Raw genomic sequence first — 16,991 nt, 5'->3', positions numbered from 1 at the left:
TTTAAAGCGAGGTGAGCATAAAGGATAAGCCACACTCTTTCAATAACATAGCCTGATATTTTATCAATAAATCTCGATTGATTTGCTTGAGTATAGCGGCTAACCATTCACGCAAGGCAACCATAAATTATAACAGAACAAATGCATTGACGCAGTACGCCGTTATTTATTTTATAGGGTCGTCATTATAATAATTATCTTTGTTGTTAGCATGGCTGTTGTCGCCGTTTTTAGTGTTGCTATTTGGGTTCTCTTTTCATCGAATTAGACACTGTAACGGTTGATATGCTGATGGTTCATGCTGCTAGATGATAGTAAAGGTTTTAGGAGTGAGAGTAGCGGGCAAAACGTGTCATCGCTAGTCACAACTTGCCGAGGGTCGATATGTGCTAATGAATAGCAAGTATGCTAAAATCAGGCGATTTATTTTAGCCAGTTAGTGCGTTATTTCTTAGCTATGTGGTTATTGGGGATAGAGCGGCTTTTTGTTAAGCGTTCTTAATCTGCTCAGGATATTTGGTTAACAACGACAATCATTACCTCAAGGATAATTAGAGTCATGGATGCAAATTCATTGTGGCAGACGATAGCGGAACATCCCGAGTTTTTTGCTATGCTGACCATTCCACCGGTGACCGCATTTGTCACTTGGATACATGTGTGGATGGCACTCAAGATGCTATTTTATCCGGTTAAGTTTTGGGGCATTCGGATTCCAAACTTCCCGTTTTTTGGCTTACCGGGGTTAGGTTGGCAAGGTATCGTGCCGCGCAAAGCAGGCAAGATATCGGGCGTTATCGTTGATCAGACGCTCTCAAAGCTCGGTTCGCTCGATGAGTTTTTTCAGGCGATGGAGCCTGCGCAGATGGCGGTATTTATCACCAATGCGGTCGATGAAAACCTTGAAGTCTTGATTGATGAGATTATGCTTGACCATTCGCCAGCGCTGTGGGGCAATCTTCCTTATGCATTAAAGCGCCGCGTCTATGCCCAAGCGCACCAAGAGTTGCCAAATATTATGCAATCCTTGGTGACAGATTTGACCTATCATGTCGAAGATTTGGTCGATATGCGTAAGATGATTGTCAATAAAATGGAAAGCGACCGTCGCTTGATGGTCAATATGTTCCTCAAAGTCGGGCAAAAAGAGATCGATTTTATTTGGCATATCAGTGCCTTGATTGGCTTGATATTCGGTATTATCCAAATGTTTATATTTTTGGTGGTGCCGCAGCATTGGACGGTACCGTTTTTTGCCGCCATTTGGGGTTTTCTGACCAACTGGATTGCGATTTGGATGGTCTTTAACCCTGTTGAGCCGCATTTTATCCCTTATGTGAAGTTTTTTGCCCTGCAAAGTCGCTTTCCATTTATTAAGCCGCAGTTACCGCATATCGCTCAATACCGCTTTCAAGGTGGCTTTATGAAGCGCCAAGAGGAAGTCTCTGAGGTTTTTGCTGAGATTGTGGTCAAAGATTTGGTGACACTTGAGAACATCATGAATGAGATGATGTATGGTGACCGCGCCATAGAAACGCGTGAGCTGATGAAATCTCACCTGTATAAGGTGTTAGAATCGCCAGTTATCAGTACCACATTAAGAGTAGGACTGGGTCGCCGTGAGTTTGGGCAATTAAAAAATACCATTATCGACAAATCAATCGTCGCTACCATGGTGCCACTGCGTGACCCTGAGCTCAATGAAAGCCGCGCCAGTAAAATTTTTGGGCTGTTTCGCGACCGTATTCGTGCGTTATCACCCGATGAGTTTCAAAACCTATTGCGTCCCGCTTTTCGTGAAGATGAGATGACGCTGATTGTACTGGGCGGCTTGACAGGATTTTTGGCAGGTTGGTTACATCTAGTCTTGGTGTTTTTCCCTGCCATGCAGTGATAGATGGTTTTTTATGTTCTTTACACACATCGCATACAGAGTGGATACAGAAACGTGACAAGTTGACGCTAATGTACCATGCTGTAAGCGCCTGAAGCTGCAACGGCTGATGGCGATAAGCGTATAATAATAGCAACCGAAAACACCTACAGTAACGAATACGGGATACTTTCGAATATCCCGCAACACCAATCCCTAAAATAAACAATGACCGTATTAAGGTAAACAAGGTTAGACCGTATGTTAATCACAGAATTGGGTTATTTTGCCTTGCTGGCCGCTTTCGTATTGGCGATTTTGCAGGTGGTACTACCAACTATTGGCGTCATGAATAACCATGTTGCTTGGCAGCGTCTCGCACCAAGCTTAGCATGGGCGCAGTTCGCGGCCATGATTGTCTCGTTTGGTGCATTGATGGCAGGCTTTTATTTTAATGACTTTAGCTTGGTCTACGTCACTCAGCATTCTAATACCTTGTTGCCTTGGTATTATAAATTGTCCGCGACGTGGGGCGGGCATGAAGGCTCGCTATTGCTTTGGATGACCATCATGGCCACTTGGTGTGCCTTGGTCTCCTACTTTAGCCGTGGTTTGCCATTGTCGATGCGCGCACGCGTACTGGTGATATTGGCGGGCGTACAGATGATGATGCTGGCGATGTTAATCTTCACCTCATCACCGTTTGATCGCACCTTGCCAAACTTACCGGTCGATGGTGCAGATTTAAACCCTGTGCTTCAAGATTTCGGTTTGATTATCCATCCACCGATGCTTTATATGGGCTATGTGGGTATGGTTGTGCCGTTTGCCTTTTGTATGGCGGCATTATGGGAAGGGCGCTTGGATGCGGTCTGGACCCGTTGGTCGCGTCCATGGGCGCTGGCTGCTTGGGGCTTTTTGACCATTGGTATCGCACTTGGCTCTTGGTGGGCGTATTACGAGCTTGGCTGGGGCGGTTGGTGGTTCTGGGATCCGGTAGAAAACGCTTCACTGATGCCTTGGCTTGCCGGTTTAGCCTTGCTGCATTCGTTGGCAGTGACTGAGAAGCGCGGTGTGTTTAAAGCGTGGACCATTATGCTGGCCATCTTTGCTTTTGCCTTAAGTCTCTTGGGTACTTTCCTTGTACGCTCTGGGGTCATTACCTCGGTGCATTCGTTTGCTGCCGACCCAACGCGTGGTCTGGTCATTTTAGTGATTTTGGGCATTATCGTTGGTGGTGGTCTGCTGATGTTTGCCATTCGCGGTTGGCGTTTGACAGTTGAAAGTCAGTACCAGCTGGTATCGCGTGAATCATTTTTAGTGATTAATAACGTTATTATCCTCATTGCAACCTTAGTGGTATTACTTGGGACGCTTTATCCTATTATCGCTGACTCCTTTAATTTGGGTCAGGTTTCTGTAGGCCCTCCATATTTTAATGCGCTATTTGTGCCATTGACTTGGTTGCTGCTAATAGCGATGGGTATGGGTTCTAATATCCGCTGGAAGAAAGACAGTCGTCCGCTATTGGGCGCAGGTATGGTCATTGCGGTCAGCAGTCTGGTATTGGCGGCGATTATTGCTTATTTCGTCAGCCCGTCCGACATGCTTAATATTGGCGTGACGCTAGCGGTGAGCTTTTGGGTCTTATTTTGGATGGTCGTCGACTTTAAAGACAAAACCAAAAATGCCCCGAGTTTCTTTAAGGGTCTAGGTCAGTTACGTTTGAGCTATTGGGGTCAGCAGACCGCGCATATTGGGGTAATCATAGCCGTCATCGGTGTTGCCTTTACCAGTACCTTGAGTATCGAGCGTGATGTGGCACTGGGCGAAAATGATACCGTGCATGTGCAGGGCTATGATTTTGAAGTCAAAGACTTCCATGAGGTTAGAGGTAGCAACTTTGATGGTATGCAAGCGCAGGTCGAGGTGACCAAAGACGGTCAAAAAGTGACGACTTTATATCCTGAAAAACGTACCTATGTGATTAGTATGATGCCAATGACCGAGGCGGCGATTGATGCCAGCCTGATGCGTGACGTCTATGTGGCACTCGGCGAGCCTATCGCTGAAGACAGTAATAAGTGGGCGGTACGTATTTATGTTAAGCCACTCATTCGCTGGATATGGCTTGGCGCGATTATCATGGCATTAGGTGGTTTATTAAGTATGCTCGATAGCCGCTATCGTATTAAAAAGACTAAAACATCCGCTCAAATTGCGGCAAATAAAGCCGGCTTTATCACTGAAGCTGAAATAGGGGAGAAATAAGATGAGTCAATCAGATAATTCTTCCCAAAAAACGCCTGACAATAATGGTGCTGCTAACAACAAAGCGGCTGCTAATAATAAACCTACTAAAACGATGAAAAAAAGCCAGATGAAAATATGGTTTTTGATTCCGCTGATTGTCTTTGCTGGTTTTGTGGTCATGCTATATATGCGCTTGGGTCAGCCAACGGATATCGTCACCAACACTGCGCTTGAGCGTCCGGTGCCGACGTTTGAGCTGCCATTATTGTCAGATACCAGTCGTATCATGACCAACGACAATCTGCCGGATCAGCCATTTTTAATGAACATTTGGGGCTCTTGGTGCCCAACTTGTATTATTGAGCACCCTTTTTTGATGCAATTAGAAGAACGCGGTGTCAATCTGGTTGGGGTGAACTATAAAGATGATATTGGTAATGCCCTAGGATATCTAAATCGCGGCGGCGATCCTTTTTCGATGTCTATTCAGGATTTGTCCGGTCAATTTGCTCTAGACTTAGGGCTGACTGGCGCGCCTGAAACCTTTGTGGTTGATGGTGAAGGTATTATTCGTCAGCATATCGTTGGTGAGATTAATGAGAGCAATTGGCAAAGCCGTATCACGCCTTGTTTGATGCTGCTCAATGAAGCTGATAAGAACAATGTTAGCCCAGACGCTACTCAGGTTAAGGAGATGTGCAAATGACGGCTCTCTACTTAAAAGCTAGACACGTACAAGCAATGCGCTCAAAAGCTATGCCTGCACAAGTAATGCATTTAAAAAACCTCACGATAAAACTAGCAGGCTTACTGCTTGCTTGTCTGCTCAGTTTTGGCATTAGTTTTAGTGCGCATGCAGCGATTGAGGTTTATGACTTCGACTCTGTACAACAAGAAGCGCAGTATCGCGGTCTTATCGAAGAGCTGCGCTGCCCAAAATGCCAAAACCAAAATCTAGCGGGTTCTGATGCGCCGATTGCGCAAGATTTAAAGCAAAAAACCTATGATTTGATTAAAGAAGGTCGTAGTGATACCGAGATACGTGCTTATATGCAAGAGCGTTATGGCGATTTTATTACTTATAAGCCGCCCGTACGTCCGTCGACATGGATACTATGGTTTTTTCCGCCATTATTATTGATTGTGTTAGTGATTGGCTGGTTTTGGCAAAGTAAACGCAGCCAGCGCGTTGCCCGTGGTCAAAGCGGCGTCACCGTAGATAGCGTTGCGGCGTTATCAGCGGCAGAAAAAGCGGAACTTGATCGTCTGTTATCGCGTAGCAATAAACATAGCAATGACAATAACGAGCATGACATCACCAGTACAGAGGACAAAAAATGACCCTATTTTCTACTTTTGGCTTATTTATTGCCCTAAGCTTACTGATTGCGCTGTTACTGGCGGTCATCGTTATCATGCCATGGTTACGAGCATCACGCTTACGAGATAAGCCGGTTGACAATCAGCTGCTAGATATTAATATTGCGGTATTCCGTGAGCGCCTAGCAGAGCTGCAAACGGATAAAGACGGCGGCACTATCGATGAAGTGCATTACCAAAATCAAAAGCTGGAGCTTGAGCGTCAGTTATTGGATGCGCAGCGTACTGTGACGCCGATGGTCGCGCCCGGTATCAAAAGCCGTTTGATTATCATGGTATGGGTGCCAGCATTAGCGGGACTAGCGTACTTTTTAATCAGCGACCGCACGCCGGTGTTTGAATTGTGGGCAGCGGAAGATAAAGTTGCGCAAGTAGCAGATGACTTATTGACCGGTAAAATCGATCAGCCGCCCGCTTGGGCGATTGAAGACGGTACGCAACTGATTAGTGCCATGCAGACCAACGTTTATCGTCATGCTGATGACCCTGATCGCTGGATGCGTCTGTCTGAACTATTCTTATCATTAGAAGCCACTGATTCAGCACTTGAAGCATTGTCGCGCGCTTATCGTTTGTCACCAGATAATGAAGAGATTGCCACGACTTATGCGCAAATCAGCTTTTTTGCCAATAAAGGGCAATTAGATGCCAATAGTCGCCGCGTCTTACAAGACGTACTGGCGAAAAATCCGCAGCATGAAGGCGCTCAAATGCTAATGGCAATGGGTGAGGCACGTGGTAATAACTTTGAACAAGCTCAAGGCTGGATTAAGCGTCTACGCGCCAGTATAGCCGCCAAACCGGGCGACCATAGCCAAGCGCTGGCAAGTCTTGATGAGTTGAGTGCGAATGTAAGCACGCAGCAGCAGCAAGCTTCTGAAGGCATTGACGTGACTGTCTCTATTAGTGACAGTCTGTTGCCATTGGTCAAAGCGGATGATGTGCTGTTTGTTGCTATCCGTGATGTAAAAGGTGGGCCGCCATTTGCCGCCAAGCGTTTACCGATTAGCGTGATTAAGCAGGGTGAGGCAAATATTAGCCTAAGCGACTTAGATGCTATGATGCCAGAGCGTACGCTGGCTTCTGCTCGCAGCGATAAAGTTCAGCTTGCCGTCATTGCGCGTATCAGCCATAGCGGCACTGCCACTGCCGAGTCAGGCGACTTATCTGGTAATCCTGTGGTGATTAGCGCCGACCAAAATCAGGTCAATGTGGCTATTAATCAGCAGATTCCTTAATGACTAAATATCAAGATATAAGTGGTTAATAATTGCGCGCTATCGGGCTTCTGATGGCGCGCAATCTTATCCTATGAACAGATAAGTCATCGTAACTTGCCGCATCAAGACTAAAAATACTTGAGCTTTTGAAGGCCACAAGGTAAGGTAAGCTCTGCAACCCACCAATCCCTAAGTTTTATTAGTCCTAAAATCCTATCTTTTAAGGAGAGTCGTATAATGATGCGTATTATTTTGCTAGGTCCACCAGGCGCCGGTAAAGGCACCCAAGCCCAGTTCATTTCTAAAGAATATGATATCCCGCAAATCTCAACGGGCGATATGCTACGTGCCGCAATCAAAGAAGGCAGCGAGCTTGGCAAACAAGCTAAAGACGTAATGAACGCTGGTGGTTTGGTTTCTGATGATCTTATCATTAACCTCGTGCAAGAACGCATCGCTAAGCCTGACTGTGTCAACGGCTGCATTTTAGATGGTTTCCCGCGTACCATTCCACAAGCCCAAGCGCTTGCAGATGCCAACGTGACGATTGACCATGTGATTGAAATTAGCGTGCCTGATGATGAAATCGTTAAGCGTTTATCAGGTCGTCGTCAGCATGCAGGTTCTGGTCGCGTTTATCATATCGACCACAATCCACCTAAGGTCGATGGTATTGACGATGTGACGGGCGAGCCGTTGATTCAGCGTGAAGACGACAAAGAATCGACCATTCGTGACCGTCTAGCGACTTATCATGAGCAGACGTCAACCTTGGTTGGTTTCTATCAAGATAAAGCTAAAGAGGGCGGTGACGCTCCTAAATATGACAAATTTGATGGCACTCAAGGCATTGATGATGTTAAACAGCAAATTTTATCTGCGCTAAAAGGCTAATACTTTTTTAGAATTGCTGATAGGACTTGTTGATTAACAGTTATATTCAAAACCCTGCTACTTGTAATCACAAGCAGCAGGGTTTTTTAATGGTTAAAATAAACGCTAAAAAACATCCATAAAAAAAGCCGCTTACTTAGAGAAGTAAACGGCTTTTAGCTACTATTAGTTTAATGTAGCTTAGCTAAAGCTTTATCCTGCTAAGTGTTACGCATTACCTTGCGCATCAACTTGTGCTTGCTGTTGGCTTTGTGCGTACGCTTGGTCAAAGTTCACTGGCGCAAGCAATAACTGCGGGAAGCTACCACGCGTTACGATGTCGCTGATGACTTCACGAGCGTACGGGAACAACACGTTCGGGCAGTAAGCGCCTAGGATTTGACCGATTTGGTCTTCTGGAATATCTTTTAATAAAAAGATACCCGCTTGATGAACTTCGGCGATGAATGCCGCTTCCTCAGCATTTTTGGCGTTTACACTGACCGTCAATACCACTTGGTAATGGTCGTCATCCAATTTTTCCGCATTGCTAGATAGATTGATATCAAGCTCAGGGTTCCACTCTTTGGTGAATACGCCCGCGCCTGGGACTTCAAGTGACATGTCTTTTACATAAATGCGTTCTAGTGCCAATTGTGGTTGTGCTTGTTCTTCAGCCATGGTAATTCCTCTAAAAGTTAATCAAATAATGGGCAAATGGTCATTGTCATAAAATATCATTGTAATATAAATCGAGATAGAGTTTTGAGATTTTATCTCGATGTTTTTCAGCAACATGGTTTTTAACAAGTTGCTTTACCCTTGCCGCCGTCTATTTTTACCTCGATAAAAACAGACCGCAAAACAAGATAGCAAATTAACCTGCCAATAGCTCGTCAAGTTTGCCTTGTTGGTTCATTTGGTTAAGCTCATCAAAACCACCAACAAAGGTATCGCCAATAAAGATCTGTGGCACCGTGCGATAGTTATTGGTTTTTTGCATCAATGCTTGGCGCTCTTCACGGCTTATATCATGCATGCCAATCTCTTCATAATCAACGCCTTTGGTTTTTAGCAATTGCTTGGCGTTTGAGCAGTATGGGCAGATAGGGGTGGTGTAAACTTTCACAGATACAGTCATGGTTAATCCTTGTTTATAAATTTATGCGGCAACAGTTTTATTATAAGTAATATGATAAATAGTGATATAAAAAATCATAGCGTAGAAATTAGCATAATCCGTTACCAATATGTAAATTGCAAATCTATTCGATGCTGCTCAGTATAAAGTGGGGATGGCACTGCTAAATTCAAGCAGTATTGGCTGAAAAGCGCTGACGGTAGCATAACTGCCACATAAAAAAAGACACCTTTTAAAGAGGTGTCTTTTAGATTAGCGCTGTATATTTCCAAAGCTACATTGTGCTTATACTTACTTAGCCCTGCATAAACCAACGCTGAATCTACTGTCTTACTTATGCAAACTTGGCTTGGCTTTGCCTTTATTCTTTGGCTTAGCATCTTTTACACCAACCAACGGCATGCCAGCGCCTTGCCAGCCGCCGATACCGCCTTCTAAGCGATAGACACTGTCTTTACCAATCATTTGAATGGCCGCGCCTGCTTGCACGCCCATATCACAAATGATAATCACTGGTTGCTCAATCGCACGAATTTCCTCAATGCGGTCTTTAAGCTCAGTGAATGGTATGTTGCGGCTGCCTTGGATATAGCCGGTTTCAAATTTCTTTTTGGCGCGAATATCGATCAGCTGCGCATTTTGCGAGTTAACCATCATACCCAAGGTATTGGGCGATATTTTTCTGCCACTACGTTTGTTTTCAATAGCAAAAAATAGCACGGCAAGTACGGCTAATATACCAAATAAAAACGGGTGGTTGCCCACAAATTCCAGCGCACGATCCAAACCATACCTCCAAAAAAATAAGTGTTCGGTTAAGCTGAGAAGACAGCCTAACGATATGAACAAGGCGCTATTATACCGATTAGACTAGCCATAGTAAACGTGTGATGAGCAACGTTTACTATGGCAGTGATTAATAAGGTTTAGTATCTGCCTCTTCTCTTAAGGTGACAAGGTTTTCAACACGGCGCTGCAATACCACGCCATCAGCAACCGCTTGCCATAACGCGCAGCCTTTGCTGTTATGAGTATGGCGACAATCGCGGAATTGGCAGTCACCTGCCAGCGGTGCAAGCTCAACGAAACCTGAAATGATATCATCAGGGGTCAAATGCCAAATACCGTACTCGCGAATACCAGGGGTATCGACGATGCCACCTTGGGTTAAGTCGTCTGGGTTAAATGGCAATAAGCGACTGGTCGTGGTGGTATGCTGACCAAGTTTCGAGTTTTCAGAGATAATATTTACGCTCTGTGCCGATTCAGGTAGTAGGGCATTAATTAAACTGCTTTTACCGACACCAGACTGACCGGCAAAAATAACCAGCTTTTTATCGATGTAACGCTTTAACTCATCTAGCCCTTCTTGCTCATCGCTATCAGCAATATTTTCAGGACAAGCGACCGAAGTAAGGACGCTTTCATAACCAAGTGCCGCATACTGTGCCAGTAGCTCATTGGTATCGACGCCGTTTTCTTGCGCCAGCAGGTCGGCTTTATTGAGCACCAAGAGCGGCTTGACACCAGCATGATGACAAACGACCAAATAGCGGTCAATGAGAGTCGGCGCAGCAGCAGGTAATGGCGCAAACACAATCGCTAAAATATCAACATTGGCGGCGACTGGCTTGAGCTTATGGTAGCGATCAGGACGCGAGACGAGTGAGGTACGTGGTTTGACCGACTCGATACGTCCAAAGCCAGTATTAGGATCAGCATTCCAGCGCACTTGGTCGCCAGCGGCTAGCATCGGTAAGTTGGTACGTACATGACAGCGCCAGATATCGCCTAACGCCAGCTCCTGCCAAAACGGCTCAGGATCATCGGGCGCAATCTCCGGCTGCACGGGAATTACTGCCGGCAAGCTGGTCACCTGTACTTCTAACTGCTTACCATAATGCGCCATGACCACGCCATCCATCAAACTGTCATCGATGCTATCTTGACTGTCAAGCTGCTGTTTGTCGATGCGACGAATCTGCTGTTTAGTCAGTTTGCGTTGCCGAATTAATGCCATGGGTTTTGAACCTATTAAAAAAATATTGCTAAGTGTAGCGTGAAAATTTGCTAACATACAGCCTAAAGCGCCGCTAGCAGATAGTGGTTTTGTAATGTTTTAGACATTATAGCCAACCAAGCGCAAAATATATGATTTGAGCACGACCATTTATAGTTAGTTTAATTGGCTAACATTGCTCGCAAGTTGTTCCAAAATTTATTGACCATAGGATATTTTATGAGTACCGACGACCATCCCAATAAAATTAAAATCAAAAACCAAGGTAAAAAAGGGCTGGTATGGATTGACCTAGAAATGACCGGGCTTGATACCGTAAACGATGAGATTATCGAGATTGCTACCGTGGTGACGGATGAGGATTTAAACGTCCTTGCTGAAGGACCGGTGTTTGCCATCAAGGTATCAGATCAAGTATTAAATAAAATGGATGACTGGAATACTAAGCAGCATGGTCAATCAGGATTGGTCGACCGTGTGCGCCGTAGTACGGTGACATTGGCAGAGGCCGAAGCGGAAACCATTAAGTTTTTAAACAAATGGGTTGATAGTGGTAAATCGCCTATGTGCGGCAACTCAATCTGCCAAGATCGTCGCTTTATGGCGCGCCAAATGCCTGAGCTTGAGCGTTTTTTCCATTATCGTAACCTTGATGTGTCATCAATTAAAGAGCTTTGCTTCCGCTGGCGTCCTGATATTTTGAGAAATTTTGAAAAAGGCGGCAGTCATTTAGCGTTAGACGATATTCGCGACTCTATTCGTGAGCTAAAACACTATCGTCAGCACTTTTTTAAATTAATGCCTTAGAGTCTAGTGTTAAAGGTTGATGTCTTAAAAATACTGCTTTAACCATAAGTCCGTACAACCTATCAAGCCGCTAAAAAAGCCCGCAAATGAAACGAATACCAAAATATGGCTCGTTTCTTTGCGGGCTTTTTGTTTAATCAATATTTTATTTAACTGGTCTTGGATTAACTCTCATATAAATGGATTAGCGATCCTCATCAGGGCGCTTAATGCTATCTGGACTGGCTTCATAAACAGCATCTAACTCTGCTTCTGTCAGGTATTTTTCTACCGCAGGATATAACGCTCGCTCTTCAAATCGGATATGGTCGTATAATAGGGTGCCAAGCGCTTTGACCTGCGCGACTGTGATGTCTTTATTCCCAGATTTTTGTGACGCTTCAACTTCATTTATTATTTTATATAATTGCTTATGTTGTCCGTCAAGGGTGTCGAGTACCGAGGCAACATCAGGTTGAGTGTTACGATATGGTTCTAAGGCATGAGCGATTAAGTTATCTTCAATTTGGAAATGATATTGCATATCGTTAATATAGGAGGTGAGATTGTGCCAGTGCTTGACAATCTCTTCGGGTTTATCCAAGCATTCTTTCGCATGGCGCGACAGGTTAAGTCCAAGATGATGTTGGCGCGATAATGGCTGTAATTGATTGGCGCGTTTCATAATTAAAACCTTAATTTTTTAATAAATCATGATTGGTTAATTATTTGGAGTGATACGGTATGTTCAACTATCTATTAATTCTGCACCTACTTGGCGCAGCAATATGGACAGGTGGTCATTTAATACTAGCATTAGTGGTGCTGCCTAAAGTACTAACTTCACGTAATTTAGAGGCGTTGTTACAATTTGAGGGGCAGTTTGAAAAAATTGGTATGCCAGCTTTGGCTATTCAAATTATCACTGGATTGTGGATGGCATATAGAATGCTACCCGATGTGAGCGCATGGTTTGCTTTTGATAATGACATTAGCGTATTGATTGGTATCAAGATGATATTATTATTGCTGACGGCTGTCGTCGCTATGCACGCACGTTTTAGGGTAATACCACGCTTATCAGTCAACAATTTGAATGGATTTGCCGCTAATATTATTTTGGTGACCCTACTTTCAGTGGCATTCGTTGTGGTCGGTACGCTGTTCCGTACGGGATTTTAGTGAAAATTTTTCTAGATAAAATGATAAGTTCTAAGTAATAGTTAATAGCTGATAACAATCAACAAGCACAAAAAAACCTCAAGTAAACGAATACTTGAGGCGAAACTTGCTTAAACTCGAGAGTTTAAATTCGTTTTAAATATGGCGCAGCGGACGGGACTCGAACCCGCGACCCCCGGCGTGACAGGCCGGTATTCTAACCAACTGAACTACCGCTGCTGAGGTCGTTTTAGTTTATTTAGCCACTTAGCTTACTACTTAAGAGTAACACTATACTAAATAGTGGTGGGTGATGACGGATTCGAACCGCCGACATTCTGCGTGTAAGGCAGACGCTCTACCAACTGAGCTAATCACCCTGAGCGAGGATAAAACGAAGCACTGCTTCGTCCGAGCGCAAGAGAATTTATATTGTCGTAAATTCTAGGAAACTACGCATCCAAACTAGGTATTACTGAAATCCTTTAAAGAGGATTTCCTGAAAGTTTTAACATTCAAAGTTGTCACCCTTTGAATAACTTTCAACAGAAGAGAACTAACTAAAGCCTCGCTCTGTGGGTGTGTATTATATACATTTACGCATGGCTGTCAAATATTATTTCAAGTATTTTTAAAATTGTGGTTGTTAACCTTTATTAACGGTCAAATTAAGGCATAAATAAAGTGAGTGTCAGACGATACAGTTAGCTATTGCGTGCTTGCTAAAAGCTACTATACTGATAATGCTTTTGGCATCTCGTTAACAAGGCGTCTACTTAAAAGGCGTCTACTTAATAAGCCAGCTGGTTAATAAATAGGTAAATAGTTTGAGTGATATAGGGTCATGGAGGCGAGCATAGATAATTTTAATATAGAAGCGCTTTCTATTGAAGACTACTTTACCACATGGTCGGTAGGAGAGTTTGCTGGATTGGGTCTGATATTGCACGTGATTCTCATGATAGTCATGACGCTGCGTATTGTCTCGGTGCAGCGCAATATCGGGGTGTCGATTGCTTGGGTTGCCGTGCTTTATACTTTGCCTTTGGTTGGCTTTATCGCTTATATACTCCTAGGTGAGCCAATGATTGGGCGGCGTTATCGTGAGCGTATGAATCAGGCGCGGCTACTGATGAATGATATGGCTAAGCGTGAGCAGCTGGTATTTGATGAAGGACAAGAGCTGCTGCCTGATAACTACCGCGGTGTCAGTAAAATAGGCACACGCTGGACAGGGTTTGGGGTATTTCCTGACCATCAAATGCAGTTGTTGACCACGCCGAGTGCTATCTTTGGGCGCTTGATTGAAGACATTAATGCCGCCCAGCGCATTATCCTGATGGAGTTTTATATTATTTATCCAAAAGGTCAGATACTCGATGTCATGGAAGCGCTAATGGCAGCGGCGCAGCGCGGTGTAGAGTGTCATATTTTGGCAGACAGTGTAGGGAGTTTTAGCTTTTTTAATAGCAAACAGCATCGGATGTTAGAAGAGGCTGGGGTTTTTGTACACCAGTCGCTACCGGTGGGATTATTTAAAACTTTGTTTAAGCGCTCCGATTTGCGTAATCATCGCAAGATTATCGTCATTGACGAACATATAGGCTATATCGGTAGCTTTAACTTGGTTGACCCGAAGTTTTTTAAACAGAATAAAAATGTTGGTCAATGGATTGATGTAGCGATACGTAGTTTCAGTCAAGAGCCGATGAATATTGCCACAGCGATGGCCAAAGTAGTGGTCACCGATATCGGGGCGGAAAATAAAGACAATCTAGACGCGCTTAATCACCGCGTGAATACCTATACCCGTAAGCTTTATGTCATGCACCCGACCATTAACGATATCAATAGTCGCGTCAAAGTTTTAGACGAGCTTGTTGATTCTGATGAGCCGCCAGAGATTGGCTCAACATCGATTTTGATACCGCGCATGCCCGTAGTCGAGGATGTGCTAGCGCAGCTGATACCTTCGGCACCGCAAGTGACGGCGCATGTGATTTATAATACGTTGGTGACGGTGATTCACCGCGCCAATAAACGTATTCGTATTACCACGCCATATTTTGTCCCCGATGAAGCTTTATCAGGGGCGCTGACTACTGCTGCCAAACGTGGGGTCGAGGTGACGATTATTGTGCCCGAAAAGGTGGATTCGTTTTTGGTGCAGCACGCTTCCCAAGCGTATTATCAAGAACTGCTCGAAGCAGGGGTGACCATTGCTTTATTTAAAGGCGGACTGCTGCATGCAAAAACCGTGGTTATTGACGATGATTATTGTCTGTTTGGCACGGTAAATATCGATATGCGCAGCTTTTATTTGAATATGGAAGTTAGCTTAGCGATTTATACGCCAGAAATGGTCGCGCAGGTTGCTGACTGTCAAGAAGTCTACTTACAAAGCTGTCATTTTTTAGGCTTAGAAGAGTGGCAAGAGCGCCACGGGGCAGAGCGCTTATTTGATAATGTGGTGCGCTTATTTAGTCCTTTATTGTAGCGCTTTCGCTTTCGCTTTTAAGTTAAGGTAAACTACTTATTTTTATTGTCATCTCACTTATACAATTACTTATATAACCACTTCTATGATTGTTTTTTGAAATCTTAGTTTTTAAAAGCACTCAATTTTTAAAGGATAGGCTTGCCTTATGTCTGCATCGCCCTTAACGCCCCTTGATTATATTGCAGCAGGCTATTGGCAAGATTTCTTAGCTGGCCGTCCCGTCGCTGGCGGCATGGCTTACGAAGCTGAATTGCATCACTGCAGACTCGATGAATCGCTGGCAAGTTTACAGCGTATAGATACCTTGCTGTCGCAGATACGCCGCGACATGATGAAGTCTGGCACGTGGGATGAGGCGGCGCTGTTGGCAGATGAGCGCTATCGTAATTTTATGGTGTTTTTAGCGTTTTATGCAGGGCGCGTATTGGCACAGCAATGGCAGTATACGCCGCATTGGTTCGGTGAGTTTGAGCTACGTAAGCGTTATCCTGCCTTGCCGCTGCTGACCGATGATTTTTATCAGCATATGGCGGTGGTTTATCGTAATGATGTTGAGGATACTGATAAGCCTAATGCGACTGACTCACTATTTTTTGCCTTAGAGCCGATAGGGCTGCGGCTGTTTGGTCATATTGATCGGCCGTTTCAATCGGTGCAAGGTAGTCAAGTGGCAAGCGGCCTATACCAAGCAGTGAGTGCAAGACTGCCAAACGCCATTGATAGCCATCATGCATTACCTATAGCTACCGAGCATGCTACTAAAGAAGTAACTGAAATAATAGTACCTCAACATAGCCGCCAAAGTATTCAGACAAATACTGATGCTGTTAATCATACTTCTTATAATGAGCTTCAAACAACACCTGAAATTGTCCAAGCAGATACTCTATTAGCAAAAACTGCTTCATCAACTGCTCCATTAGAAACTGCGTCAGTAGCATCTTCACAAGCAGCGTTAAAAGAAGCAGCGTTAAAAGAAATAGAGATAAAACCAACAATAAAACCCGCGCCAACTCCAGAGCTTTTTAGCCAATTGCTCATAGAGCTTGATGAAATAGAAGTACCACAAACCGCTGGCAAGACAGAATACGAGCAAGCCTGTAAAGTCTTAGATCAATTTGAGCAGCATATTGCTAAGCAAGATAAACCCCGCGCGCAAGTTACCTTTTCACAGCAGCATTTGGCAGCAAAGCAGCAAGCCCTAGCAAAATTGCAAGATGCTGCTCATGCGGGTAATAGCGCTGCGATGCTACGTTTGGCGATGTATGAGCTACTTGGCGAAGGGGCAAATGCTGATAAAGTAGCTGGTATGGAGTCAGGGGTTGAATGGGTGAAGCAAGCGGCGAGCAAAGATGACAGCCGTGCCCAGCGCCTATTAAGTAAGTTGTACTATCAAGGATTTGGCGTGCCGCAAGATATGACTAATGGAAAATACTGGCTTGAGCAAGCGGCCAAAAATGGTCATGCAGAAGCGGCCATTTTGATGAGCCAATGGCAGCAAGCGCAAACGTTAATCAGCACACAAAAGCAAGAGCAGCATAGTCTCAAACGTTATCAGCTATTGTTTGCGGTAATCATTGTTATTGCTATATTAATATTCATTATTGTCTAGCTGTTTATGTCAAATACTGGTTTTAAATTCTCATTCTTAAATTTTTGTTTCTAATAGCGAGTGCTTTAAAACTATTGTTTAGCATTAAATTCAGGTAGAATTGGCGCGTTTTTTATTGGCATTTTTTATTGTCATTTTATAACGTCACCTCCTATCGTCCGATCCATTACTA

The 16,991-nt window shown here is 44.2% G+C and carries 15 protein-coding genes and 2 tRNA genes; 10 read left to right on the top strand and 7 right to left on the bottom strand.

Annotation, left to right across the window (positions count from 1 at the left end; genetic code table 11):
• The first annotated feature begins 559 nt into the window (after positions 1-559).
• The 6 genes from JMX50_RS00825 (at position 560) to adk (ending at position 7,620) form a co-directional block, all read left to right on the top strand.
• Complete coding sequence (locus JMX50_RS00825) at positions 560-1,894, top strand: hypothetical protein (protein ID WP_201565194.1); 1,335 nt, start codon at positions 560-562, stop codon at positions 1,892-1,894.
• Positions 1,895-2,134: 240 nt separating this feature from the next.
• Positions 2,135-4,144 (top strand): heme lyase CcmF/NrfE family subunit, encoded by a 2,010-nt coding sequence (locus JMX50_RS00820; RefSeq protein WP_201565193.1) that lies wholly within the window; start codon positions 2,135-2,137, stop codon positions 4,142-4,144.
• A gap of 1 nt (position 4,145) precedes the next feature.
• A complete protein-coding gene (locus JMX50_RS00815) occupies positions 4,146-4,832 on the top strand; it encodes a DsbE family thiol:disulfide interchange protein (protein ID WP_413786800.1) in 687 nt (228 codons plus the stop codon).
• Positions 4,833-4,897: 65 nt separating this feature from the next.
• Positions 4,898-5,467 carry a cytochrome c-type biogenesis protein gene (locus JMX50_RS00810; protein ID WP_372829761.1) on the top strand — a complete coding sequence of 190 codons (570 nt, stop codon included), beginning with the start codon at positions 4,898-4,900 and terminating at the stop codon, positions 5,465-5,467.
• On the top strand, positions 5,464-6,744 hold the full coding sequence (ccmI, locus tag JMX50_RS00805; RefSeq protein ID WP_201625096.1) for a c-type cytochrome biogenesis protein CcmI: 1,281 nt from the start codon (positions 5,464-5,466) through the stop codon (positions 6,742-6,744). The genes JMX50_RS00810 and ccmI overlap by 4 nt, the downstream gene beginning before the upstream one ends.
• 219 nt (positions 6,745-6,963) lie before the next feature.
• Positions 6,964-7,620 carry an adenylate kinase gene (adk, locus tag JMX50_RS00800; protein WP_201565190.1) on the top strand — a complete coding sequence of 219 codons (657 nt, stop codon included), beginning with the start codon at positions 6,964-6,966 and terminating at the stop codon, positions 7,618-7,620.
• 207 nt (positions 7,621-7,827) lie between these two features.
• Here adk and secB read toward each other — a convergent pair whose 3' ends face one another.
• From secB to rsgA, 4 genes are all read right to left on the bottom strand, one after another.
• Positions 7,828-8,280, bottom strand: a complete 453-nt coding sequence (secB, locus tag JMX50_RS00795) for a protein-export chaperone SecB (RefSeq protein ID WP_149488954.1) — start codon at positions 8,278-8,280, stop codon at positions 7,828-7,830.
• A 196-nt stretch (positions 8,281-8,476) separates the two neighbouring features.
• Positions 8,477-8,740 (bottom strand): glutaredoxin 3, encoded by a 264-nt coding sequence (gene grxC / locus JMX50_RS00790; protein ID WP_201619759.1) that lies wholly within the window; start codon positions 8,738-8,740, stop codon positions 8,477-8,479.
• A gap of 330 nt (positions 8,741-9,070) precedes the next feature.
• Entirely contained in the window at positions 9,071-9,526 is a 456-nt protein-coding gene (locus JMX50_RS00785; RefSeq protein WP_201565188.1) for a rhodanese-like domain-containing protein, read from the bottom strand.
• Positions 9,527-9,656: 130 nt separating this feature from the next.
• Positions 9,657-10,760 carry a ribosome small subunit-dependent GTPase A gene (rsgA, locus tag JMX50_RS00780; protein ID WP_201628081.1) on the bottom strand — a complete coding sequence of 368 codons (1,104 nt, stop codon included), beginning with the start codon at positions 10,758-10,760 and terminating at the stop codon, positions 9,657-9,659.
• Positions 10,761-10,979: 219 nt separating this feature from the next.
• Here rsgA and orn point away from each other — a divergent pair, with 219 nt between their 5' ends.
• Positions 10,980-11,567 carry an oligoribonuclease gene (orn, locus tag JMX50_RS00775; protein WP_183620749.1) on the top strand — a complete coding sequence of 196 codons (588 nt, stop codon included), beginning with the start codon at positions 10,980-10,982 and terminating at the stop codon, positions 11,565-11,567.
• A gap of 184 nt (positions 11,568-11,751) precedes the next feature.
• Here orn and JMX50_RS00770 read toward each other — a convergent pair whose 3' ends face one another.
• A complete protein-coding gene (locus JMX50_RS00770) occupies positions 11,752-12,231 on the bottom strand; it encodes a hemerythrin domain-containing protein (protein WP_201628080.1) in 480 nt (159 codons plus the stop codon).
• Positions 12,232-12,290: 59 nt separating this feature from the next.
• Between JMX50_RS00770 and JMX50_RS00765 the strand changes: the two genes are divergently transcribed.
• Positions 12,291-12,728, top strand: a complete 438-nt coding sequence (locus JMX50_RS00765; RefSeq protein ID WP_201628079.1) for a CopD family protein — start codon at positions 12,291-12,293, stop codon at positions 12,726-12,728.
• 142 nt (positions 12,729-12,870) lie between these two features.
• Here the strand turns inward: JMX50_RS00765 and JMX50_RS00760 are convergent.
• Both JMX50_RS00760 and JMX50_RS00755 read right to left on the bottom strand, forming a co-directional pair.
• A tRNA-Asp gene (locus JMX50_RS00760) sits at positions 12,871-12,947 on the bottom strand.
• 64 nt (positions 12,948-13,011) lie between these two features.
• Positions 13,012-13,087, bottom strand: a tRNA-Val gene (locus JMX50_RS00755).
• A 464-nt stretch (positions 13,088-13,551) separates the two neighbouring features.
• Here JMX50_RS00755 and JMX50_RS00750 point away from each other — a divergent pair.
• Positions 13,552-15,204: a cardiolipin synthase gene (locus JMX50_RS00750; protein ID WP_201628078.1), complete on the top strand. Its 1,653-nt coding sequence runs from the start codon at positions 13,552-13,554 to the stop codon at positions 15,202-15,204.
• A gap of 148 nt (positions 15,205-15,352) precedes the next feature.
• Entirely contained in the window at positions 15,353-16,819 is a 1,467-nt protein-coding gene (locus tag JMX50_RS00745) for a tetratricopeptide repeat protein (RefSeq protein WP_201628077.1), read from the top strand.
• The last annotated feature ends 172 nt before the right edge of the window (positions 16,820-16,991 follow it).

The organism is Psychrobacter maritimus, from assembly GCF_904846345.1.
GTDB classification, from domain to species: Bacteria; Pseudomonadota; Gammaproteobacteria; order Pseudomonadales; family Moraxellaceae; genus Psychrobacter; species Psychrobacter maritimus.
This window is presented reverse-complemented; position numbering and strand designations above follow the sequence as displayed.